The organism is Chromobacterium subtsugae (assembly GCF_035919665.1).
Classification (GTDB): domain Bacteria; phylum Pseudomonadota; class Gammaproteobacteria; order Burkholderiales; family Chromobacteriaceae; genus Chromobacterium; species Chromobacterium subtsugae.
In genome coordinates, this window is record NZ_CP142381.1 from 4,196,577 (window position 1) to 4,219,374 (window position 22,798).

Annotated in this window: 22 protein-coding genes and 1 tRNA gene; 5 read left to right on the forward strand and 18 right to left on the reverse strand. The window is 63.3% G+C overall.

Annotated features, from left to right (window positions below):
• Positions 1-6: 6 nt before the first annotated feature.
• The 16 genes from U6115_RS19940 to tpiA form a co-directional block, all read right to left on the reverse strand.
• Positions 7-1,506, reverse strand: a complete 1,500-nt coding sequence (locus tag U6115_RS19940) for an NADH-quinone oxidoreductase subunit M (RefSeq protein WP_043580289.1) — start codon at positions 1,504-1,506, stop codon at positions 7-9.
• Positions 1,507-1,547: 41 nt separating this feature from the next.
• Positions 1,548-3,599 (reverse strand): NADH-quinone oxidoreductase subunit L, encoded by a 2,052-nt coding sequence (nuoL, locus tag U6115_RS19945; protein WP_043580287.1) that lies wholly within the window; start codon positions 3,597-3,599, stop codon positions 1,548-1,550.
• Between the two features lie 32 nt (positions 3,600-3,631).
• Entirely contained in the window at positions 3,632-3,937 is a 306-nt protein-coding gene (nuoK, locus tag U6115_RS19950) for an NADH-quinone oxidoreductase subunit NuoK (RefSeq protein WP_043580285.1), read from the reverse strand.
• Between the two features lie 27 nt (positions 3,938-3,964).
• Positions 3,965-4,606: an NADH-quinone oxidoreductase subunit J gene (locus U6115_RS19955; RefSeq protein WP_043580283.1), complete on the reverse strand. Its 642-nt coding sequence runs from the start codon at positions 4,604-4,606 to the stop codon at positions 3,965-3,967.
• A 9-nt stretch (positions 4,607-4,615) separates the two neighbouring features.
• Positions 4,616-5,095: an NADH-quinone oxidoreductase subunit NuoI gene (gene nuoI / locus U6115_RS19960; protein ID WP_197465992.1), complete on the reverse strand. Its 480-nt coding sequence runs from the start codon at positions 5,093-5,095 to the stop codon at positions 4,616-4,618.
• A gap of 29 nt (positions 5,096-5,124) precedes the next feature.
• The gene (gene nuoH / locus U6115_RS19965; protein ID WP_043580280.1) at positions 5,125-6,174 is read right to left on the reverse strand and encodes an NADH-quinone oxidoreductase subunit NuoH; all 1,050 of its coding nucleotides are present in this window, start codon (positions 6,172-6,174) and stop codon (positions 5,125-5,127) included.
• 3 nt (positions 6,175-6,177) lie between these two features.
• The gene (gene nuoG, locus U6115_RS19970; RefSeq protein ID WP_043580277.1) at positions 6,178-8,529 is read right to left on the reverse strand and encodes an NADH-quinone oxidoreductase subunit NuoG; all 2,352 of its coding nucleotides are present in this window, start codon (positions 8,527-8,529) and stop codon (positions 6,178-6,180) included.
• 3 nt (positions 8,530-8,532) lie between these two features.
• The gene (gene nuoF, locus U6115_RS19975; protein ID WP_043580275.1) at positions 8,533-9,828 is read right to left on the reverse strand and encodes an NADH-quinone oxidoreductase subunit NuoF; all 1,296 of its coding nucleotides are present in this window, start codon (positions 9,826-9,828) and stop codon (positions 8,533-8,535) included.
• The gene (gene nuoE, locus U6115_RS19980; RefSeq protein ID WP_043580273.1) at positions 9,828-10,328 is read right to left on the reverse strand and encodes an NADH-quinone oxidoreductase subunit NuoE; all 501 of its coding nucleotides are present in this window, start codon (positions 10,326-10,328) and stop codon (positions 9,828-9,830) included. The genes nuoF and nuoE overlap by 1 nt, the downstream gene beginning before the upstream one ends.
• Positions 10,328-11,581, reverse strand: coding sequence for an NADH-quinone oxidoreductase subunit D (locus U6115_RS19985; protein WP_043580271.1), 1,254 nt, complete (start codon positions 11,579-11,581; stop codon positions 10,328-10,330). The genes nuoE and U6115_RS19985 overlap by 1 nt, the downstream gene beginning before the upstream one ends.
• Entirely contained in the window at positions 11,574-12,170 is a 597-nt protein-coding gene (locus U6115_RS19990; RefSeq protein ID WP_043580268.1) for an NADH-quinone oxidoreductase subunit C, read from the reverse strand. The genes U6115_RS19985 and U6115_RS19990 overlap by 8 nt, the downstream gene beginning before the upstream one ends.
• A gap of 11 nt (positions 12,171-12,181) precedes the next feature.
• A complete protein-coding gene (locus U6115_RS19995) occupies positions 12,182-12,658 on the reverse strand; it encodes a NuoB/complex I 20 kDa subunit family protein (RefSeq protein ID WP_019103471.1) in 477 nt (158 codons plus the stop codon).
• Positions 12,649-13,005, reverse strand: coding sequence for an NADH-quinone oxidoreductase subunit A (locus U6115_RS20000; protein WP_043580265.1), 357 nt, complete (start codon positions 13,003-13,005; stop codon positions 12,649-12,651). Before U6115_RS20000 ends, U6115_RS19995 begins: the two co-directional genes overlap by 10 nt.
• A 91-nt stretch (positions 13,006-13,096) precedes the next feature.
• Positions 13,097-13,181, reverse strand: a tRNA-Leu gene (locus U6115_RS20005).
• A 20-nt stretch (positions 13,182-13,201) separates the two neighbouring features.
• Positions 13,202-13,552 carry a preprotein translocase subunit SecG gene (gene secG / locus U6115_RS20010; RefSeq protein ID WP_043580262.1) on the reverse strand — a complete coding sequence of 117 codons (351 nt, stop codon included), beginning with the start codon at positions 13,550-13,552 and terminating at the stop codon, positions 13,202-13,204.
• Position 13,553: 1 nt separating this feature from the next.
• Positions 13,554-14,303, reverse strand: a complete 750-nt coding sequence (gene tpiA / locus U6115_RS20015; protein ID WP_043580260.1) for a triose-phosphate isomerase — start codon at positions 14,301-14,303, stop codon at positions 13,554-13,556.
• Between the two features lie 167 nt (positions 14,304-14,470).
• On the opposite strand from tpiA, the gene pstS reads away from it, so the two are divergent.
• The 5 genes from pstS (at position 14,471) to U6115_RS20040 (ending at position 19,966) form a co-directional block, all read left to right on the forward strand.
• A complete protein-coding gene (pstS, locus tag U6115_RS20020) occupies positions 14,471-15,508 on the forward strand; it encodes a phosphate ABC transporter substrate-binding protein PstS (protein ID WP_043580258.1) in 1,038 nt (345 codons plus the stop codon).
• A gap of 85 nt (positions 15,509-15,593) precedes the next feature.
• The gene (pstC, locus tag U6115_RS20025; protein ID WP_043580256.1) at positions 15,594-16,556 is read left to right on the forward strand and encodes a phosphate ABC transporter permease subunit PstC; all 963 of its coding nucleotides are present in this window, start codon (positions 15,594-15,596) and stop codon (positions 16,554-16,556) included.
• Positions 16,557-16,590: 34 nt separating this feature from the next.
• Positions 16,591-17,484, forward strand: coding sequence for a phosphate ABC transporter permease PstA (pstA, locus tag U6115_RS20030; RefSeq protein ID WP_043580254.1), 894 nt, complete (start codon positions 16,591-16,593; stop codon positions 17,482-17,484).
• Positions 17,485-17,487: 3 nt separating this feature from the next.
• A complete protein-coding gene (gene pstB / locus U6115_RS20035; RefSeq protein WP_197465989.1) occupies positions 17,488-18,261 on the forward strand; it encodes a phosphate ABC transporter ATP-binding protein PstB in 774 nt (257 codons plus the stop codon).
• Positions 18,262-18,511: 250 nt separating this feature from the next.
• Positions 18,512-19,966, forward strand: coding sequence for an inorganic phosphate transporter (locus tag U6115_RS20040; RefSeq protein ID WP_043580252.1), 1,455 nt, complete (start codon positions 18,512-18,514; stop codon positions 19,964-19,966).
• Between the two features lie 198 nt (positions 19,967-20,164).
• Here U6115_RS20040 and recG read toward each other — a convergent pair whose 3' ends face one another.
• Positions 20,165-22,213 (reverse strand): ATP-dependent DNA helicase RecG, encoded by a 2,049-nt coding sequence (gene recG / locus U6115_RS20045; RefSeq protein WP_047258077.1) that lies wholly within the window; start codon positions 22,211-22,213, stop codon positions 20,165-20,167.
• Positions 22,214-22,297: 84 nt separating this feature from the next.
• On the reverse strand, positions 22,298-22,729 hold the full coding sequence (locus U6115_RS20050; protein WP_043580250.1) for a DUF2147 domain-containing protein: 432 nt from the start codon (positions 22,727-22,729) through the stop codon (positions 22,298-22,300).
• Positions 22,730-22,798 lie beyond the last annotated feature (69 nt).

Below are 22,798 nucleotides of genomic sequence, written 5' to 3' on the forward strand. Positions count from 1 at the left end.
CCGTCCTTACGGCAGCTTGGTCTGCGCAACATGCGCGATCAGATCATTCACCGCGAGGTGCATCTTGGAAACGAAGGCCTGCGGATACAGGCCCATGCCCAGCACCATCAGCGCCAGGATGGCCAGCACCAGGAACTCGCGCTTGTTGACGTCGGACAGCTCGGCCACGTGGCTGTTGGCCACATCGCCGAAGATCACGCGCTTGTACATCCACAGGGTGTAGGCGGCGCCGAAGATCAGCGTGGTGGCGGCGGCGAAGGCGAACCAGAAATTCACCTGCACGGCGCCCATGATCACCATGAACTCGCCGACGAAGCCGGAAGTAGCCGGCAGGCCGGAGTTGGCCATCGCGAACAGCATCATGAAGGCGGCGAAGATCGGCATCTTGTTGGCGACGCCGCCGTAGTCGGCGATGTTGCGGCTGTGCACGCGGTCGTACATCACGCCGATGCAGAAGAACATCGCGGCGGAGACGAAGCCGTGGGACACCATCTGCACCAGCGCGCCTTCCACCGCCCACTGGTTCATCTCCGAACCGGTGAACATGAACAGGCCCAGGGTGACGAAGCCCATGTGGGAGATGGACGAATAAGCCACCAGCTTCTTCATGTCCGACTGCACCAGCGCCACCAGGCCGATGTAGACCACCGCCACCAGCGACAGGCCGACGATGACCGGGGCCAGTTCGCGCGAGGCGTCAGGCAGGATGGGCAGCGCGAACCGCAGGAAGCCGTAAGCGCCGATCTTCAGCGTGATCGCGGCCAGCACCATCGAGCCGCCGGTCGGCGCTTCGACGTGGGCGTCCGGCAGCCAGGTGTGCACCGGCCACATCGGCACCTTCACCGCGAACGACAGGAAGAACGCGCCGAACAGCAGCAGCTGCGCGGTCAGCGGGATCTTGGCGATCTGATGGAAAGCCTGGATGTCGAAGCTCTTGCCGGCCAGGAAGTACAGGTAGATCAGCGCCACCAGCATCAGCAGCGAGCCCAGCAGCGTGTACAGGAAGAACTTGATCGACGCGTACACGCGGCGCGGACCGCCCCAGACGCCGATGATCAGGTACATCGGGATCAGCATGCCTTCGAAGAAGACATAGAACAGGATCGCGTCCAGCGCGGCGAAGGCGCCGTTGATCAGGCCCGACATGATCAGGAAGGCGGCCATGTACTGCGCGACGCGCTTCTGGATCACTTCCCAGCCCGCGATCACCACCAGCAAGGTGGTGAAGCTGTTGAGCACCACGAACAGCATCGAGATGCCGTCCACGCCCAGGCGGTAGTTGATGCCCAGCGAGGCGATCCACGGCTTGCTTTCGACAAACTGCATGCCGCCGTTGAGGTTGTTGAATTCGGTGAACAGCGGCACCGACAGCAGGAAGCCCGCCAGGGCGCCCGCCACCGCCAGCCAGCGCGCCAGCGGCGCGCGCTGGTCGCCGCCAGTGGCCAGCACTACCAAGCCGGCCAGTATCGGCGTCCAGATCACCAGACTTAACAGATTTGTGAACATAATCAAACCTATATTGTTATTTCAATCGCGAGGGCCAGCGCTCAACGCCAGATCAGCTGCCAGAACGATATCGTCATCAGCGCCAGCACCCCGATGATCATCGCGGTGGCGTAGCTGTAGATGAAACCGGTCTGCAGGCGGCGGATCACGGCGGAGAAGCAACCAACCAGCTTGGCCGTGCCGTTCACCAGCAGGCCGTCGATCAGCAGCATGTCGCCGATCTTCCAGAAGAAGGTGCCCAGCGCGCGCGAGCCTTTGGCGAACACGGCGAAGTAGATCTCGTCCAGGTAGTACTTGTTTTCCAGCAGCTTGTGGATCGGCGCGCACTTTTCCTTGATGGCGGCCGGGATGTGCGGCGCCTTCATGTAGAAGTACCAGGCAACCACGACGCCGGCGATGGCCAGCCACAGCGGCAAGGTGGTGAACGAGTGCAGCGCCATGGCGACGGCGCCGTGGAACTCGTTGTGCAGCTCTTCCATGCCCGGGTGCAGCGTCTCGTTGACTGCGATCACGCCCTTGAAGAAGTCGCCGTAAACCAGCTTGTCGATGCCGAAGAAGCCTACCAACACCGACGGGATGGCCAGCAGCACCAGCGGCAGGGTCACGACCCACGGGCTTTCGTGCGGCTTGTCGTTCGGGCCCAGGCCATGATGGTGGTCATGCGACACCTCTTCTTCATCGCTGTCGCCATGATGCTCGTGGTGCGAACCATGGTTCTGCATCCAGCGTTCCTTGCCGTGGAAGACCAGGAAATACATGCGGAACGAGTAGAAGGCGGTGATGAACACGCCAGCCACCACGGCGAAATAGGCGAAACCGGCCGCGGACAGATGCGAAGTGGCGACCGCTTCGATGATCGAGTCCTTGGAGTAGAAGCCGGAGAAGAACGGCGTGCCGATCAGCGCCAGCGAACCCACCAGCGAAGTGATCCAGGTGATGGGCATGTACTTGCGCAGGCCGCCCATATTGCGCATGTCCTGATCGTGGTGCATGCCCATGATCACGGAACCGGCGCCCAGGAACAGCAGGGCCTTGAAGAAGGCGTGGGTCATCACGTGGAACATCGCCACCGAGTAGGCGGACGCGCCCAGCGCAACGGTCATGTAGCCCAGCTGCGACAGCGTGGAGTAAGCCACCACGCGCTTGATGTCGTTCTGGACGATGCCGAGGAAGCCCATGAACAGCGCGGTGATCGCGCCTGCCACCATCACCACGTTCAGCGCGGTGTCGGACATCTCGAACAGCGGGCTCATCCGCGACACCATGAAGATGCCGGCGGTCACCATGGTGGCCGCGTGGATCAGCGCCGAGATCGGGGTCGGGCCTTCCATCGAGTCAGGCAGCCACACGTGCAGCGGGAACTGCGCCGACTTGCCCATCGCGCCGATGAACAGCAGGATGCAGGTGACGGTCAGCAGCGACCATTCGTGGCCCGGGATGATTTCGATGGTCTTGTGCGCCAGCGCCGGAGCGGCGGCGAACACATCGCTGTAGTTCAGCGAGCCGCCGAAGTAGGCCAGCACCATGCCTATGCCCAGCAGGAAGCCGAAGTCGCCGACGCGGTTGACCAGGAAGGCCTTCAGGTTGGCGAACACCGCGGTCGGGCGCTTGAACCAGAAGCCGATCAGCAGGTAGGACACCAGGCCCACAGCTTCCCAGCCGAAGAACAGCTGGACGAAGTTGTTGCTCATCACCAGCATCAGCATCGAGAAGGTGAACAGCGAGATGTAGCTGAAGAAGCGCTGGTAGCCCGGGTCTTCCTGCATGTAGCCGATGGTGTAGATATGCACCATCAGCGACACGCTGGTGACCACCACCAGCATCATCGCGGTCAGCGCGTCCACCAGGAAGCCTACCGAGAACTCGTAGCCCCCTACCGTCAGCCAGGTGTAGACCGGTCCGTTGAACACTTCCGCGCTTCCATTGAGGAAGCCCAGAAGCACCTTGAGCGACAGCGCGGCGGAAACCGCCACGCCGGCTATCGTGACGACGTGCGAAGCGCGCCGTCCGATCGCCCATCCAAACAGGCCTGCAATGATGGAACCCGCCAGCGGAGCGAGTGCAATCAGCAGGTATAAGCTCTTCATATCCATGCTTTTGTGCTTTTTAAAGGTTCCGGTTTGCCTTAGCCCTTGAGGCTGCCCAAGTCTTCAACGTTGATGCTCTGCAGGTTGCGGAACAGCACCACCAGAATCGCCAGACCAATGGCGGACTCGGCGGCGGCAACCGTCAGGATGAAGAATACGAAGATCTGGCCTGCCGAATCCGACAGGTAATGCGAGAACGCGATGAAGTTGAAATTCACCGCCAGCAGCATCAGCTCGATGGCCATCAGCAGCACGATCAGGTTTTTCCGGTTCAGGAAAATCCCCAACACGCTGATGGCGAACAGGATGGCGGCCAGCACCAGAAAGTGAGTCAGTGTCAGCACGTTTCCTCCCTTGTGGTTGATTGGCCGTCAGGCCTGTTGCTCACCGGAATCGGCCGCGGCCTCTTCCACTTGTTTTACGGCGTCCATCTTGACGATGCGCACGCGGTCTTCGCGGCGGACCTTCACCTGGATGGCCGGATCGATCGCCTTGCTGTCTTTGCGCGCGCGCATGGTCAGGCCGATGGCGGCCACCATGGCCAGCAGCAGCACGACGGCGGCGATTTCAAACGGCAGCAGGTAGGTGGTGTAGAGCTGATGGCCCAGCACCTTGACGTTGCTGTAGTCGGCGGCCAGCGGCGCGGCGGCCTTGAACTGGCCGAGGCCGGTTGCCGGGCTCATCAGGATCAGCGCCATCTCGAACACCATGATGGCGCCGACCAGGGCGGCCACCGGCAGGTTGTTCCAGAAGCCTTCGCGCAGCTTCTCGATATTGATGTCCAGCATCATCACCACGAACAGGAACAGCACCATCACCGCGCCGACGTATACCAGCACCAGCGTGATCGCCAGGAACTCCGCCTCCAAGAGCAGCCAGTGGCCGGCGCTGGTGAAGAAAGCCAGCACCAGGTAGAGCACGGCGTGCACCGGGTTCTTGGCCGTCACCACGCGCAGCGCGGCGAAGATCAGAATGGCGGACAGAACGTAGAAAATTACCGTTGTAAGGTTCATGGCCTCCCCTTAGCGATACTTGGCGTCGGCTGCCTTGTTGGCAGCGATCTCGGCCTCGTACTTGTCGCCGATCGCCAGCAGCATCGGCTTCGTGTAGTAGAGGTCGCCACGTTTTTCACCGTGGTATTCGAAGATGTGGGTTTCCACGATCGCATCCACCGGACAGGCTTCCTCGCAGAAGCCGCAGAAGATGCACTTGGTCAGGTCGATGTCGTAGCGCGAGGTGCGGCGGGTGCCGTCTTCGCGCTGCTCCGATTCGATGCTGATGGCCAGCGCCGGGCACACCGCCTCGCACAGCTTGCAAGCGATGCAGCGCTCTTCGCCGTTGGCGTAGCGGCGCTGCGCGTGCAGGCCGCGGAAGCGCGGAGACAACGGGGTCTTCTCTTCCGGGAACTGCACCGTGATCTTGCGGGCGAAGAAGTAGCGGCCAGTGACCATCAGGCCCTTGACCAGCTCCACCAGCAGGAAGGTCTTGAAAAAGTTGCGGATCGAATTCATTTTTTCACCTATCCCCTGTCTCAATGAGTCCAGATGGACAGCGGGGTAAACATCCACACGCCCACCACCAGAATCCACACCAGGGTCACCGGGATGAACACCTTCCAGCCCAGGCGCATGATCTGGTCATAGCGGTAGCGCGGGAAAGTGGCGCGGAACCACAGGAAGCAGAACAGCACCAGCGACACCTTGATCGCCAGCCAGTGGAAGCCGCCGGCGCCCAGCAGGCCCCACGAAGCCGGGAACGGCGACAGCCAGCCACCCAGGAACAGGATGGCGGTCAGCGCGGCGACCAGGATCATGTTGGCGTATTCGGCCAGGAAGAAGATGGCGAAGGCCATGCCCGAGTATTCCACGTGGAAACCGGCGACGATTTCCGACTCGCCTTCCGCCACGTCGAACGGGGCGCGGTTGGTTTCCGCCACGCCGGAGATCAGGTAGACGATGAACAGCGGGAACAGCGGAATCCAGTTCCAGGACACGATGGAGCCGCCGCCCATGCCGAACGACTGCTGCTTGACGATGTCGACCAGGTTCAGGCTGCCGGACACCATCAGCACGCCGACCAGGGCGAAGCCCATCGCCAGCTCGTACGAAACGATCTGGGCGGCGGAACGCATCGCGCCGAGGAAGGAGTACTTGGAGTTGCCCGCCCAGCCGGCGATGATCACGCCGTACACGCCCATCGAGGTCAGCGCCAGGATGTACAGCAGCGAGGCGTTGACGTTGGCCACCACCAGATGCTCGGTGAACGGAATCACCGCCCAGGCCGCCAGCGCCGGGCCGATGGCCAGCACCGGCGCCAGCAGGAACAAGCCCTTGCTGGAGTTGGTCGGCAGGATGATTTCCTTCATCAGCAGCTTGACCGCGTCGGCGATGGGCTGCAGCAGACCGAACGGACCGACCCGGTTGGGGCCGATACGGATCTGCATGTAGCCGATCACCTTGCGCTCGGCCAGCGTCAGGTAGGCGACGCAGCCCAACATCGGCAGAACGATGGCGACAATCTTCAGCAGGGTCCAGACCAGGAGCCCCGCTTCATTGCCAAGAATACCTTGCAAGAACTCCATGGCTTACCCCTGCTTGATCTCGATTGCGTCGAACATGCCGCCGAGCTGCAGCGTCGCTGCGTGCGCGGTGGCCACCCGTACCACGTCGGCCGGCAGGCTGTCGTCGGCTTCCAGCGCGACGCGCGCCTCGCCCGCGCCCTGCTTCAGCACCACGGTGCTGCCGGCGGCGATGCCCAGCTTCTGCAGCAGGCTGCCGTGCGCGCGTGCCACCGGGGCCTTGGCCTCGTTGGTGGCTTGCAGCGACGGCGCGCGGCGGCAGATGGCGTCGGCCTGGTACATCGGCACTTCGCCGACGCGGACGATGCCGGCCGCGGCGGCCGGTTGCGCGGCCACTGCCGACAGCGCGTTGTTCAGCGCGGCCGCCAGGTTGCCGGCGGCGAACTCGGCGCGCACTTCTTCGGCGCTGTTGTAGTCGAAGCCCGGCAGGCTCAGCATATTGCCCAGCACGCGCAGCACCTTCCAGGCCGGGCGGGTTTCGCCCAGCGGACGCACCACGCCATTGAAGGTCTGCAGCTTGCCTTCCATGTTGACGAAGGAGCCGGCGGTCTCGGAGAACGGCGCGATCGGCAGCAGCACGTCGGCGTAATCCAGCAGGCCCTGGCCCTTATAGGCGGTCAGCGCGATCACGGTGGCGGCCTGCTTCATCGCGGCCACGGCGGCCTGGCTGTCGTAGCTGTCGAATTCCACTTCGGTGTTCAGCAGCACATAGGCTTTGCGCGGCTTGGCGATCATCGCGGCGGCGTTGTCGCCGGCGTTGACGGCGGAGCCGAGCGCGCCGCGGGTCGGCAGCGCGCCGACCAGTTCGGCGCCCACGCTGTTGGCGGCTTCGGCCAGAATGCCGAAACGCGCGCCCGACAGGCGGGAGATTTCCTGCGCCAGCGACAGCAGCTGGCCGTAAGCCGGATGATGCTGGGCGACGTTGCCCAGCACGACGGACGCGGTTTCCGCGCCGGTCAGGCTTTCGGCGATGCGGCGCGCTTCGGCCGATGCTTCAACTGCGGCCAGATCGATGCCGGTCGAACCCGACTTGATCTCGGCCACGGCCTTCAGCACCTGCGACAGCGCGTTCACCAGCGCCAGCGGCGACACGATCAGCTTACCCTTGATCTGGGTCAGCAGATTGTCGTCGGCGACATGGATAATGTTCAGCTCGCCGCCCTTCTTCACCGATTGGCGCAGACGGGAAGCCAGCAGCGGTTGTTCCTTGCGCAGCGTGGAGCCGACCACCAGCACCGACTTGGCGGCGGCCAGTTCGGCGATGGTGGAGCCCAGCCATTCGGCGCCCTGCTTGGCGCTGTCGGCCGAGAAGTCGCTGCGGCGCAGGCGGTAGTCGATGCTGTTGACGCCGAAGGCGCGCGCCAGCTTCTGGGCCAGGAACAGCTCCTCGGCGGTGGAGTGAGGGCTGGTCAGGAAGCCTATGGCGTCCTTGCCGTGATCGGCGGACACGCCGTTCAGGCCCTTCACCACGTATTCCAGCGCGGTTTCCCAGTCGGTCTCGTGCCACTTGCCGTCGAACTTGATCATCGGCTTTTGCAGGCGCTCGGCGCTGTTCAGGCCTTCATACGAGAAGCGGTCGCGGTCGGCGATCCAGCATTCGTTGATGGCGTCGTTCTCCAGCGGCAGCACGCGCATCACTTCGTTGCTCTTCACCTGGACCACCAGGTTGGAGCCCAGGCCGTCGTGCGGGCTGACCGACTTGCGGCGCGACAGCTCCCAGGCGCGGGTGCTGTAGCGGAACGGCTTGGAGGTCAGCGCGCCCACCGGGCACAGGTCGATGACGTTGCCGGAGATTTCCGAATCCACGGTCTTGCCCAGGAAGGGCAGGATTTCCGAGAATTCGCTGCGGTTGGCCATGCCGATTTCCTGGAAGCCGCCCACTTCTTCCGTGAAGCGGACGCAGCGCGTGCAGTGGATGCAGCGCGACATTTCCTCGGCGGAGACCAGCGGCCCCATGTCCTTGCCCACCACCACGCGCTTCTCTTCCTCGTAGCGCGAGGTGGAGTTGCCGTAGCCGACCGCCAGATCCTGCAGCTGGCATTCGCCGCCTTGGTCGCAGATCGGGCAATCCAGCGGGTGGTTGATCAGCAGGAATTCCATCACGCCCTGCTGCGCCTTCTTGGCCAGCGGCGACGCGGTATGGACCTTCATGCCGTCGGTCACCGGCGTGGCGCAGGCCGGCAGCGGCTTCGGCGCCTTTTCCACTTCCACCAGGCACATCCGGCAGTTGGCCGCGATGGACAGCTTCTTGTGGTAGCAGAAGTGCGGAATGTAGGTGCCCACCGAGTGGGCCGCCTCGATGACGGTGCTGCCTTGCGGCACCGTCAGTTTTTTACCGTCGATTTCGATTTCAAGCATCGCTCAACACCATTTGTGGTCCACCAAGGTCTTTCCGTGTTCGATCGCGTACTCGAACTCCTCGCGGAAATGCTTGGTGAAACTGCGAACCGGGAACACCGCGGCGTCGGCCAGCGCGCAGATGGTGCGGCCGGCCATGTTGTTGCCCACGGAATCCAGAAGCTCCAGATCGCCCTTGCGGCCCTGGCCGTTGGCGATGCGGTGGATGACCTTGTACAGCCAGCCGGTGCCTTCTCGGCACGGCGTGCACTGGCCGCAGGATTCCTCGTGATAGAAGTAGGCCAGGCGCTCCAGCGCCTTGATCATGCACACGTCTTCATTCATTACGATGACGGCGCCGGAGCCGAGCATGGAGCCGGCCTTGGCGATGCTGTCGTAATCCATCGTGCATTGCATCATCACGTCGGCGGGCAGCACCGGAGCGGACGAGCCGCCCGGGATCACCGCCTTCAGCTTCTTGCCGTCCTTCATGCCGCCGGCCATTTCCAGCAGCGCGCTGAACGGCGTGCCCAGCGGCACTTCGTAGTTGCCCGGACGGTTGACGTGGCCGGACACCGAGAACAGCTTGGTGCCGCCGTTGTTCGGCTTGCCGGCTTCCAGGAACTTCTGCGCGCCGTCGCGGATGATGAACGGCACCGAGGCGAACGACTCGGTGTTGTTGATCGTGGTCGGCTTGCCGTACAGGCCGAAGCTGGCCGGGAACGGCGGCTTGAAGCGCGGCTGGCCCTTCTTGCCTTCCAGCGACTCCAGCAGCGCGGTTTCTTCGCCGCAGATGTAGGCGCCGTAGCCGTGGTGGGCGAACAGGTCGAAGCTGAAGCCGGAACCCAGGATGTTCTCGCCGAGGAAGCCCGCCTTGCGCGCCTCTTCCAGCGCTTCTTCGAACAACACGTAGTCTTCGAAGATTTCGCCGTGGATGTAGTTGTAGCCGGCCTTGGTGCCCATCGCGTAACCGGCGATGATCATGCCTTCAATCAGCGAATGCGGATTGTAGCGGATGATGTCGCGGTCCTTGAAGGTGCCCGGCTCGCCCTCGTCGGTGTTGCAGACGACGTACTTGTCGCCCGGGAACGAGCGCGGCATGAAGCTCCACTTCAGGCCGGTGGGAAAGCCAGCGCCGCCGCGGCCTCGCAGGCCGGAGTTCTTCACTTCGGCGATCACGTCCTCTTGCGCCATCTTGCGCTCGAGGATGCTGCGCAGCGCCTGGTAGCCGCCGCGGGCCACATAGGCGTCCAGACGCCAGCAGTCGGGCTGGCTGGTATCGACGCCGTCGAAAATTACGCCATTGACGAAGACTGCCATTATTTCAACTCCGCCAGTTTTTTATCGATGGCTTCGGCCGTCATGAAGCTGCACATCTTGTGGTTGTTGACCAGCAAGACCGGCGCGTCGCCGCAGGCGCCCATGCATTCGCCTTCCAGCAGCGTGTACTTGCCGTCCGCGCTGGTCTCGCCGATGGCGATGCCGAGCTTCTGCGAAATGTACTGGGCGGCGTTGACGCCGCCTTGCAAGGCACAGGGCAGATTGGTGCAGACGGTGATCTTGTACTGGCCCACCGGCTTCATGTCGTACATGTTGTAGAACGTGGCGACTTCGTAGGCCGCCACCGGGGCGATGCCCAGGTAGTTGGCGACGAACTCGATGATCCCGGTGTTCAGGCAGCGCTCTTCCGGCGTGCTGCCGCTCTCGCGGCGTTCCTCCAGCGCGATGCGCAGCGCGCCCATCACGGCCGAGCGCTTCTGGTCTGCGGGATATTTGGCGACCTCGCGGTCTATCAATGCTAACGATTGTGCGGACAGCATCAGCGGTCGATCTCCCCAAATACGATGTCCTGGGTACCAATGATGGCGACGACGTCGGCGATCATGTGGCCCTTGGCCATCTCGTCCAGCGCCGCCAGGTGGGCGTAGCCCGGCGCGCGGATCTTCAGGCGGTACGGCTTGTTGGCGCCGTCGGATACCAGATAGACGCCGAACTCGCCCTTCGGGTGTTCGGTGCCGACATAGGCCTCGCCTTCGGGCACGTGCATGCCTTCGGTGAACAGCTTGAAGTGGTGGATCAGGTCTTCCATATTGGACTTCATGCCTTCGCGCGAAGGCGGCGCCACTTTATGGTTGTCGGTGATCACCGGGCCGGGGTTGGCGCGCAGCCAGGCCACGCACTGCTGGATGATGCGGTTGGACTGGCGCATTTCTTCCACGCGCACCAGGTAGCGGTCGTAGCAGTCGCCCTTCACGCCCACCGGCACGTCGAAGTCCATCTTGTCGTACACGTCGTACGGCTGCATCTTGCGCAAATCCCAGGCGATGCCGGAACCACGCAGCATCGGGCCGGTCAGACCCAGATTCAGCGCGCGCTCGGGCGTCACCACGCCGATGCCCACGGTACGCTGCTTCCAGATGCGGTTGTCGGTCAGCAGGGTTTCGTATTCGTCGATGTAGCCGGGGAAACGGTCGGTGAAATCGCTGATGAAGTCCAGCATCGAGCCCTTGCGGCCTTCGTTCAGGCGCGCCAGCTCCTTGGCGTTCTTGATCTTGGACACCGTGTACTGCGGCATGCTGTCAGGCAGGTCGCGGTACACGCCGCCCGGGCGGAAGTAAGCCGCGTGCATCCGCGCGCCGGAAACCGCCTCGTAGCAGTCCATCAGGTCCTCGCGTTCGCGGAACGCGTACAGGAACATGGTCATCGCGCCGATGTCCAGCGCGTGGGCGCCGATCCACAGCAGGTGGTTCAGCACGCGGGTGATCTCGGCGAACATCACGCGGATGTACTGCGCGCGCTCCGGCACCTCGATGCCCATCAGCTTTTCGATGGTCAGGCAGTAGGCGTGCTCGTTGCACATCATCGACACGTAGTCGAGACGGTCCATGTACGGCAGCGACTGGATGAAGGTCTTGTGCTCGGCCAGCTTCTCGGTGCCGCGGTGCAGCAGGCCGATGTGCGGGTCGGCGCGCTGGACGACTTCGCCGTCCAGCTCCAGCACCAGGCGCAATACGCCGTGCGCGGCCGGGTGCTGCGGGCCGAAGTTGAGGGTGTAGTTACGGATCTCAGCCACCGTAGTTCTCCTCGCGGATGATGCGCGGCGTGATTTCGCGCGGTTCGATGGTGACAGGCTGATAGATCACGCGCTGCTGAGTCGGGTCGTAGCGCATTTCCACATGGCCGGACAGCGGGAAGTCCTTGCGGAACGGGTGGCCGACGAAACCGTAGTCGGTCAGCAGGCGGCGCAGGTCGGGGTGGCCTTCGAACACGATGCCGTACAGGTCGAACGCTTCGCGCTCGAACCAGTTGACGGCGTTCCAGATGCCGTTGACCGACGCGACGACCGGGAAGGAGTCGTCTTCGGCGAAGACGCGCAGGCGGATGCGGTGGTTCAGCTTGACCGACAGCAGGTGATAGACCACGGCGAAGCGCGGACCGTCCCACGGCTCGTCGCGGTAGGCGCTGTAGTCCATGCCGCACAAGTCGATGCACTGCTCGAAAGCGAGTTCGGCGTGATCGCGCAGCGTCTCGGCCACGGACAGCAGGTCCGCGGCCTTGCACACGATGGTCAGCTCATCCAGGGCCAGCGTGCTGCGCACGAGCTTGTCGCCCAGCGCCGCGGCAACGACCGAACCCAGCGCTTCCATTTTCTTGGAGGCCATAAGTTTCTACCTTAGCGGGCGATGGTATTGGTACGTTTGATCTTGTTCTGCAGCTGGATGATGCCGTACAGCAGCGCCTCGGCCGTCGGAGGACAGCCCGGCACATAGACATCGACCGGCACGATGCGGTCGCAGCCGCGAACTACAGAATAGGAATAATGGTAATACCCGCCGCCGTTGGCACAGGAGCCCATCGAAATCACCCAACGCGGCTCGGCCATCTGGTCGTAGACCTTGCGCAGCGCCGGCGCCATCTTGTTGCACAGCGTGCCGGCGACGATCATCAGGTCGGACTGGCGGGGGCTGGGGCGGAACACGATGCCGAAGCGGTCAAGGTCGTAGCGCGCCGCGCCGGCGTGCATCATTTCCACCGCGCAACAGGCGAGGCCGAAAGTCATCGGCCACAAGGAACCCGTGCGGGTATAGTTGATAAGTTTGTCGGCCGTCGTGGTGACGAAGCCTTTCTCCAGAATCCCTTCTACTCCCATTCCAGAGCTCCCTTCTTCCACATGTAGACGAAGCCGAGCGTCAGCACGGCGAGAAATTCGACCATCACGCCCAAACCATAGACGCCCAGATCCTTCAACACCACGGCCCACGGAAACAGGAAGGCGATTTCCAGGTCGAACAGGATGAAGAGAATGGCGATCAGGTAATAGCGGACGTCAAACTTCATGCGGGCATCTTCGAAGGCCTCGAAGCCGCATTCGTATGGAGAAAGTTTCTCAGAGTCGGGACGATTCGGCGCCAGCAATTTGCCCAATGCGATAGGGCCCACGCCGACCAGAAGTCCGACAATGACAAACATCAGAATGGGAAAGTAGTTTTGCAGCATTTCCCGTACACCCCCAAAAAAAGAGGGGTCACCCCCCCTAGGCTCCAAATAAAACAGGCCACCGGAGTCCCGGTGGCCTGTTTTTGAATGGTGGTGCCGACAGTGAGACTCGAACTCACACAGCTTTCGCCACTACCCCCTCAAGATAGCGTGTCTACCAATTTCACCATGTCGGCACAGCAAAGCTTTTAAATTGTTACTCCGGGATCTTGGAAGCTGGGCCCGAAGCTTTGTTATTAGGCGCGCCTGCCGGGATTTGCGGCGCAACCTGTTCAATCTTGCCACCCATCACGCCCAGATTATCTTTTCCACCCCCGGAAAGATAAGCCAGCGCCATGGACGTCGAGAAGAACACCACCGCTGCAATCGCGGTTGTTCTACTCAAGAAATTCGCAGAACCAGACGCACCGAACAGACTGCCGGACGATCCGCTACCGAAAGCCGCGCCCATATCGGCGCCCTTGCCGTGCTGCATCAGAACAAGGACGATGATACCCGCTGCGGACAGAAGGTTTACAATCCAAATAAGCGTCTTGAGAAGTTCCATACTATATCATTTTTCCTGCGGCTTGGCAAATCACTCTGAATGAACGGGCGTCCAGAGAGGCCCCTCCGACCAATGCTCCGTCGACGTTTTCCGTCGCCAGGATGGACTCGGCGTTCTCTGCTTTGACACTGCCGCCGTAGAGGACGCGAATCTTAGCCGAGCCTCCCGCGTTTTGCAAGCACCAATTTTTGATGAATGCATGGATCTCGGCGATCTGCTCCAGGGTTGCCACCTTGCCGGTGCCGATCGCCCATACCGGCTCATAAGCCACGACGTATTCATCACCATGGCCGATCTCAGCCAGAAGCGCAAGTTGCCCGCGCACCACTTCCAGATACTGCCCCGCCTCGCGCTGTTCCAGGGTTTCGCCCACGCACAGCACAGGCACTAGGCCGGCGGCGATCGCGTGGCGCATCTTCTTCAACAGCGAGGCGTTGTCCTCGGCGAAATACTGGCGGCGCTCGGAATGGCCCACCAGCGCATAGCGGCAGCCGACGTCGGCCAGCATCGCGGCGCTCACCTCGCCGGTGAAGGCGCCGTCCGCGTCGTAGCGGCTGACATCCTGCGCCGACAAGGCGATGTGGCTTCCGCGCAGCTGCGCGGCCAGCGCGGCCAGGTAAACCGCCGGCGCGGCGATGCCGACGCCTTCGCGATTGGTGTCCTGATCCGCCAGCAGCTCCGCCGCCAGCCGGCCCGCGCTGTCGCCGCGGGTATTCATCTTCCAGTTGCCAATCACCAACTTGCCGGACATCGAAATCTCCACGAAATGGTTGTCGGGGCGGATTATACCTCGCCGCGGAAAGCGCACCAACGTCTTCAGCTCAAGCTATTTACGACTTGTAATATTACTGCAAGATTTCGGCTATACGATGGCGGCCATCACAACAGCAGTCCCATTACATCGTTCGGGAGTTAAGCATGAAACAGTCTGTACGTCTGGCAGCGGCTCTTGGTTCCGTCATGATCGCGGGTTCGGTCTATGCGGCCGACATCACCGGCGCCGGCGCGACCTTCCCCTACCCGCTGTACGCCAAGTGGGCCGCCACCTACAAGGGCAACACCGGCAACAACATGAACTACCAGTCCATCGGTTCCGGCGGCGGCATCAAGCAGATCCAGTCCAAGACTGTAGACTTCGGCGCGTCCGACATGCCGCTGAAACCCGAAGAGCTGGAGAAATCCGGCCTGACCCAATTCCCAACCGTAATGGGCGGCGTGGTGCCGGTGTACAACATCCCGGGCATCGCCGCCGGCCAGATCAAGTTCACCGGCCCGCTGCTGGCCGACATCTACATGGGCAAGGTGTCCAAGTGGAACGACGCCGCCATCGCCAAGCTGAACCCGGGCGTCAAGCTGCCTGACCAGCGCATCTCGGTGGTGCGCCGCTCCGACGGCTCCGGCACCACTTTCATTTTCACCAACTACCTGTCCAAGGTTTCGCCGGAATGGGCGAAGGATGTCGGCTCCAACACCGCCGTCAGCTGGAAGGGCAGCTCGGTCGGCGGCAAGGGCAACGAAGGCGTCGCCAACTACGTGTCGCGCATCAAGGGCGCCATCGGCTACGTCGAATACGCGTACGCCAAGCAGAACAAGCTGGCCTACGGCCTGCTGCAAAACCAGGCCGGCGCCTTCGTGAAGCCGGACGAGGCATCGTTCAAGGCCGCCGCCGCCAACGCCGACTGGAAAAAGGCCCCGGGCTTCTACCTGCTGTTGACCAACCAGCCGGGCAAGGCCAGCTGGCCGATCGCCGGCGCCACCTTCATCCTGATGCACAAGAAGCAGGACAAACCGGCCCAGGCCGCCGAAGTGCTGAAATACTTCGACTGGGCTTACAAGAACGGCGACAAGACCGCGCAGGAGCTGGACTACATCCCGATGCCGGACAACGTCAAGACCGTCATCCGCACCAGCTGGAAGCAGATCACCGACGCCAGCGGCAAGACTGTCTGGAACTGACAAGCCGAAACCATACTAGCTGTCACCCAGGCCGGGGAGAGTCGACTCTCTCCGGCCTTGTGTCTGAACCATCAAGAATCGACACATGCAAAAACTGAGCAATGAGCAGCAGATGAATTACCAGATGCTGCTGGACAAGCTGTTCCGCATCACCACCCGCTGCTTCGCCTTCCTGGTGCTGGCGCTGCTGGTGGGCATCCTCATTTCGCTGCTGATCGGCGCGATGCCTGCCATCAAAGGCTTCGGCCTGGGCTTTTTGACCAGCACCGACTGGGATCCGGTCCAGCAGAAATTCGGCGCGGTGGTGCCCATCTTCGGCACGCTGGCCACCTCCATCATCGCGCTGCTGATTGGCGTACCGGTCAGCTTCGGCATCGCGCTGTTCCTGACCGAGCTATGCCCCACCTGGCTGAAGCGGCCGCTGGGCATCGCCATCGAACTGTTGGCCGGCATCCCGTCCATCATCTACGGCATGTGGGGCCTGTTCGTGTTCGCGCCCTTCTTCGCCGACCATATTCAGCCGTGGGTGATAGACCACCTCGGCGCCTTCCCGCTGGTGGGTTTCCTGTTCCAGGGCGCGCCGATGGGCATCGGCCTGTTCACCGCCGGCCTGATCCTGGCCATCATGGTGATTCCGTTCATCGCCTCGGTGATGCGCGACGTGTTCGAAGTAGTGCCGACCATGCTGAAAGAATCCGCCTACGGCTTGGGCTCCACCACCTGGGAAGTGGTGCGCTACGTGGTGCTGCCCTATACCAAGACCGGCGTGGTCGGCGGCATCATGCTGGGCCTGGGCCGCGCGCTGGGGGAGACCATGGCGGTCACCTTCGTGATCGGCAACTCCACCCGCTTCGCCGCCAGCCTGTTCGAGCCGGGCAACTCCATCGCCTCGTCGCTGGCCAACGAATTCGCCGAAGCCAACGGCGACCTGTACATGGGCTCGCTGATCGAGCTGGGCCTGATCCTGTTCTTCATCACCTTCGTGGTGCTCGCCTGCTCCAAGCTGCTGCTGCTGCGCCTGAAGAAGCAGGAAGGCCAGCCTTCCTGATATGAAAGACGCCACACCGATGAGTCCAAGCCCCATGAGCGAAGCCCTTCCGCGCGCCAGCGCGCCCGTCAGCCTGAAGCAGGACAGCCTCACCTACCGCCGCCGCCGGCTGGTCAACCGGGTGACCATGGCCTGCTCGATGTTCACCATGGCCTTCGGCCTGTTCTGGCTGTTCTGGATCCTGGCCACCCTGCTGCAATACGGCCTGTCCGGCATCGAATGGCGGGTGTTCGTCGAAAGCACGCCGCCGCCGGGCAGCGCCGGCGGCCTGGCCAACGCCATCTACGGCAGCCTGGTGATGACCGGCTTCGGCACCCTGTTCGGCACACCGATCGGCATCCTGGCCGGCATTTACCTGGCCGAGTACGGCCAGCGCGGCTGGCTGGCGCCGGCCACCCGCTTCATCAACGACATCCTGCTGTCGGCGCCGTCCATCGTCATCGGCCTGTTCGTCTACGAGGTGTATGTGGTGTCGGTCGGCCACTTCTCCGGCTGGGCCGGCTCCTTCGCGCTGGCCATCCTGGTGATCCCGGTGGTGGTCCGCACCACCGAGAACATGCTGCGCCTGGTGCCGAACAGCCTGCGCGAAGCGGCCATCGCCTTGGGCGCGCCGCAATGGAAGGTGATCCTCACCGTCACGCTGCGCTCGGCCAAGGCCGGCGTGCTCACCGGCATTCTGCTGGCGGTGGCGCGCATTTCCGGCGAGACCGCGCCGCTGCTGTTCACCGCGCTGAACAACCAGTTCTTCAACAGCAATATGAACCAGCCGATGGCCAACCTGCCCATCGTGATCTTCCAGTTCGCCATGAGCCCCTACGAGGACTGGCACAAACTGGCCTGGGCGGGTTCGCTGCTGATCACCTTCAGCGTGCTGACCCTGAACATCGTCGCCCGCTGGATGGGCGGCAGCAAAAATCAATCGAATTAAGGCATGACGACCATGGCAAGCCCCTCCACCAAGCTCGAGGTCCGCAACCTCAACTTCTTCTACGGCAACTTCCACGCGCTGAAAAACATCCAGCTGGAAATCGCGCCGCACAAGGTCACCGCCTTCATCGGCCCGTCCGGCTGCGGCAAGTCCACGCTGCTGCGCACCTTCAACCGCATGTACGAGCTTTACCCCGGCCTGCGCGCCGATGGCGACATCCTGCTGGATGGCCAGAACATCCTGGCGCGCGACATCGACGTCAACCTGCTGCGCGCCAAGGTGGGCATGGTGTTCCAGAAGCCCACCCCGTTCCCGATGTCGATCTACGACAACATCACCTTCGGCGTGAAGCTGTACGAAAAGCTGTCCAAAGGCGAGATGGAAGACCGGGTGGAATGGGCGCTGCGCAAGGCCGCGCTGTGGGATGAGGTGAAGGACAAGCTCAAGCAGTCCGGCCACTCGCTGTCCGGCGGCCAGCAGCAACGGCTGTGCATCGCCCGCGCGGTGGCATCGAAGCCGGAAGTGCTGCTGCTGGACGAGCCGACGTCGGCGCTGGACCCGATCTCCACCGCCCATATCGAAGAGCTGATCCATGAATTGAAAGAGGACTACACCATCGCCATCGTCACGCACAATATGCAGCAGGCGGCGCGGGTGTCCGACTTCACCGCCTACATGTACCTGGGCGAACTGGTGGAGTTCGGCAAGACCGACACCATCTTCACCACGCCGCAGCAGAAGGCGACCGAAGACTACATCACCGGCAAGTTCGGCTGATGCCGCAGGCGGCGGGACGCGCATGACGAATCGCCATGCCGCCCGCCGCCTACCCTACGCCCAGGCCCGCGCGCAATGCCAGCGACATGATGAAAAATCATGGACTTAGCCGGCTGGCAAGCCCGCGCTGTCAAGTTGATTTTGCCGTTTTCGCAGGCAAAACCACACGGTTTATTTTTTTTTTATAAACACTTGACGCCACTGGCCTGGAACACAACAATCCCGCCTTTACGATTATCGCAGACTCGCCATGCTGGACCTGTTCTCCGGGCTCGACACCCATGTAGCCATCACTTTGATGCTTTCGCTGGGCTTCGTGCTCGCATTTGAGTTCATCAACGGTTTCCACGATACCGCCAACGCTGTCGCCACCGTCATCTACACCCAGTCGATGAAGCCGCGCCTTGCCGTGTTCTATTCCGGCATCTGCAACTTCCTCGGCGTGATGAGCGGCGGCCTGGCCGTCGCCTACGCCATCGTCCACCTGCTGCCGGTGGATCTGCTGATTTCGGTGAACACCACCCGCGGCATGTCGATGGTGTTCGCGCTGTTGGCGGCCGCCATCCTGTGGAACCTGGGCACCTGGTATCTGGGCCTGCCGGCCTCCAGCAGCCACACGCTGATCGGCGCCATCCTGGGCGTCGGCGTGGCCAACAGCCTGATCAACCACACCTCGCTGTCGCACGGCATCAACTGGGGCAAGGCGGTGGACGTCGGCGCCTCGCTGCTGGTTTCGCCGCTGGTGGGCGCCTTGGTCGCCGGCTTGATCGTCATCCTGCTGCGGCGCTTCCGCCCGCACAGCAACGTGCACAAAACCCCGTACCAGCGCCAGCAGGTGGAAGGCCGCAAGCATCCGCCGTTCTGGACCCGCTTCATGCTGATCGTGTCGGCGATGGGCGTCAGCTTCGCCCACGGCTCCAACGACGGCCAGAAAGGCGTCGGCCTGGTGATGCTGGTGCTGATCGGCATCGTGCCCGCCAAGTTCGTGCTGAACCTGGACAGCACCCCGTACCAGCTGGAGCGCACCCGCGACGCGGCGCAGCATCTGCAGCAGTTCTACCAACGCCACGAGGCGGACCTGTCCAAGATCATCGTCAAATCCACCAGCACCAGCCAGTACGAATGCCACCCGCAGCAAACCGTGGCCACCGCGCAGAACCTGCTGACCCTGATGGGCGACGGTTCCGACTACCACAAGCTGAGCGCTTCGCAACGCTGGGACGTGCGCACCCAGCTGCTGTGCCTGGATGACGCCGCCAAGAAGGCGTCCACCCTGCCCAAGCTGAGCTCGGACGACAAGCAGCTGCTGGACAATCTGCGCAAGGACCTGACCACCACCACCGAATACGCGCCCACCTGGGTGATCGTCGCCGTGGCGCTGGCGCTGGGCATCGGCACCATGATCGGCTGGAAGCGCGTGGTGAAGACCGTCGGCGAAGGCATAGGCAAGAAGGACATGACCTACGCCCAGGGCGTGGCGGCGCAAGCCACCGCCGCGGTGTCCATCGGCCTGGCCAGCTGGTTCGGCTTCCCGGTGTCCACCACCCACGTGCTGTCCAGCGGCGTGGCCGGCACCATGATCGCCGACAAGGCCGGCCTGCAGATGGGCACCATCCGCTCGATCGCGCTGGCCTGGCTGTTCACGCTGCCGGCGTCGATGGCGCTGGCCGGCGGCCTGTACTACCTGGCGGCGCAGTGGTTCTGATCCCCGCCGATGTCCGACAAAAAGCCGACGCGCCCGCGTCGGCTTTTTTCATGCTTGATCTGCGTCAAGGGGAGCGCTGGCTGCGCTTGAGCCATTAATTCATAAATTGCTAATATGATTCGGCTTCATTAATGGTTTCTTTTGTTTGCAGCAACCCTCCCTCGCCGCCGCGATTTCCCCCAATCGCGGCGGATTTTTTCATGCCTTGAGAAATTGCTCGCGGCCAGCCAGCCAGCGCTCCAGATGCGCCTCCGCCTCGCGCGGCCAACGCTCCAGCAGTTGCGGCGCCAGATCGCGCGCCGCCTCCAGCAGCGCCTGGTCCTGCTCCAGGTCGGCGAAGCGCAGCATCGGCAGGCCGCTCTGGCGCGCGCCGAGAAACTCGCCGGGACCGCGGATCTGCAGATCCTGGCGCGCGATCTCGAAACCATCGACGTTTTCGTAGATCACCTTCAGCCTGGCCTTGGCCAGGTCGGACAAGGGGCTGTCGAACAGCAGCACGCACACGCTCCTGGCGCTGCCCCGCCCTACCCGGCCGCGCAGCTGGTGCAGCTGGGCCAGGCCCATTCTTTCCGCGTGCTCTATCACCATCAGGCTGGCGTTGGGCACATCGACGCCCACCTCGATCACCGTGGTGGCCACCAGCACGTCCAGCTCCGCCGCCGCGAAGGCCGCCATCACCGCCGCTTTCTCCGCCGCCTTCATCCGGCCGTGCACCAAGCCGATGCGCCGCCCCGGCAAGTCCTGCTGCAATTGCTGGTGGCTGTCCACCGCCGTCTGCAGCTGCAGCGCCTCCGATTCCTCGATCAACGGGCATACCCAATACGCCTGCCGCCCTTCGGCGCAGGTGCGCTCCACCAGCCCCACCACCTCGGGCCGGCGCGGATTGCCGATCAGCTTGGTGACGATGGGCGTGCGCCCCGGCGGCAATTCGTCTATCACCGACACGTCGAGATCGGCGTAAAAGCTCATCGCCAGCGTGCGCGGAATCGGCGTGGCCGACATCATCAGTTGGTGCGGCTCCTCGCCCTTGTCCTGCAGCGCCAGCCGCTGGCCGACGCCGAAGCGGTGCTGCTCGTCGACAATGGCGAGGCCCAGCTTCTGGAACGCCACGTCGTCCTGAAACAGCGCGTGGGTGCCCACCGCCAGCCGGCACTGGCCGGAAGCGATCTCATCCAGCGCTTGCTGCTTGGCCTTCTTGCGCAGGCTGCCGGACAGCCAGGACACGCCTATGCCCAGCGGCGCCAGCCAGCCGGACAGCTTCAAATAGTGCTGCTCGGCCAGGATTTCGGTCGGCGCCATCAGCGCCACCTGGTAGCCGGCCTCGATCGCCGACAGCGCCGCCAGCGCCGCGACGATGGTCTTGCCGCTGCCGACATCGCCCTGCAACAGCCGGTGCATCGGGTGCGGCAGCGCCAGGTCGGCGCGGATGTCCGCCAGCACCCGGCGCTGCGCGCCGGTAAGCGGGAACGGCAGATTGCGCAGCAGGCGCTCGCTCAGGCTGCCGTCGCCGACGACGCGCGGCGCGCTGCCGAGCCGGCGCGCGCGGTAGGCCAGCCGCATCGACAGCTGCTGCGCCAGCAATTCGTCGAATTTCAGCCGCTGCCAGGCCGGCAGCCGCGGATCGGCCAGTTGCTGCGCCGACCACTCCGGCGGCGGCTGATGCAGCAGGCGGATCGCCTCGGCGAACGGCTGCAGCGCCAGCGGCTCCAGTAGCGGCTGCGGCAGCAGCTCGTCCAGCGTCTGCAGGCGCAGCTCGCCGTGCACCAGCTTGCGCAGCATAGGCTGGGTCAGGCCGTTGACCGTCGGGTAGACCGGGGTGAGGCTTTCCGCCAGCGGCGCGCCTTCGCGCACCTCCCGCGTCTTCGGATGCACCATCTCGTCGCCGGCGAAGCCGCGGCGGATCTCGCCCAGCGCCCGCACCCGGCTGCCTTCGGCGAACTGCTTGATCTGGCTGGGATAAAAATGGATGAAGCGCAACAGCAGCGCGCCGCTGCCGTCCTCGATCTGCACCCTGAGCTGCTTGCGCGGCCGGAAGCTGACCTCGTGCGACACCACGGTGCCCTCCACCAGCACCGGCTGGCCGTACGGCGCGTCGGCGATCGGGTACAGATGGGTTTCATCCTCATAGCGCAGCGGCAGATGCAGCACCAGGTCGAAGCGGCGGCGTATGCCCAGCTTCTCCAGCTTTTTGGCCAACGCAGCCGGCACCGCGGGCGGCTGGTTGGCGAGATCGATCGGCGGAGTCATGAGGACAGATTGTACTCAAGAATGCAAAAGGCGGAAGCGGCTCGCGCCGCTTCCGCCTTGTCGTTTGGCCAGCAAGCCGTCAGCTTATTGCTGACGCTCCCACACCTGGGAACGGAAGAACGGACCGATGTAGCCGCGCACGCGCAGCTTCTTGCCGTCTTCCATCAGCTTGGCGCCGGAGGTGTAGATCTTGCCGGACTTCGGGTCCAGGATCTGGCCATCGCTCCATTCGTCGCCGCTCTTTTTCAGACCCCACAGGATCTGCATGCCGTTGACCGGCTTGCCCTTGTTGGCGCCGTCGCACTTGTCGCACACCGCCTCCGGGTGCAGGTAGAGCTTGATCACCTTGCCGGTCAGCTCGCCGTTGGGGCTTTCGTTGATCTGCACCAGCGCCTTGGCCTGGTGGGTCTCGTCGTCTATGGTCTTCCACAGGCCGGCGGCGCTGCCAGCCAGAGCCAATTGGCTGGCCAGGCCCAGCGCGCTAGCCAGGCAAGCGGCTTTGGCGATTCGAATCATGATGTTTTCCTCGTCTTGTTTGTTATGAAACAGCAGTTTGGAGCAGCGGCTCTAGGATGCCAACAGCCG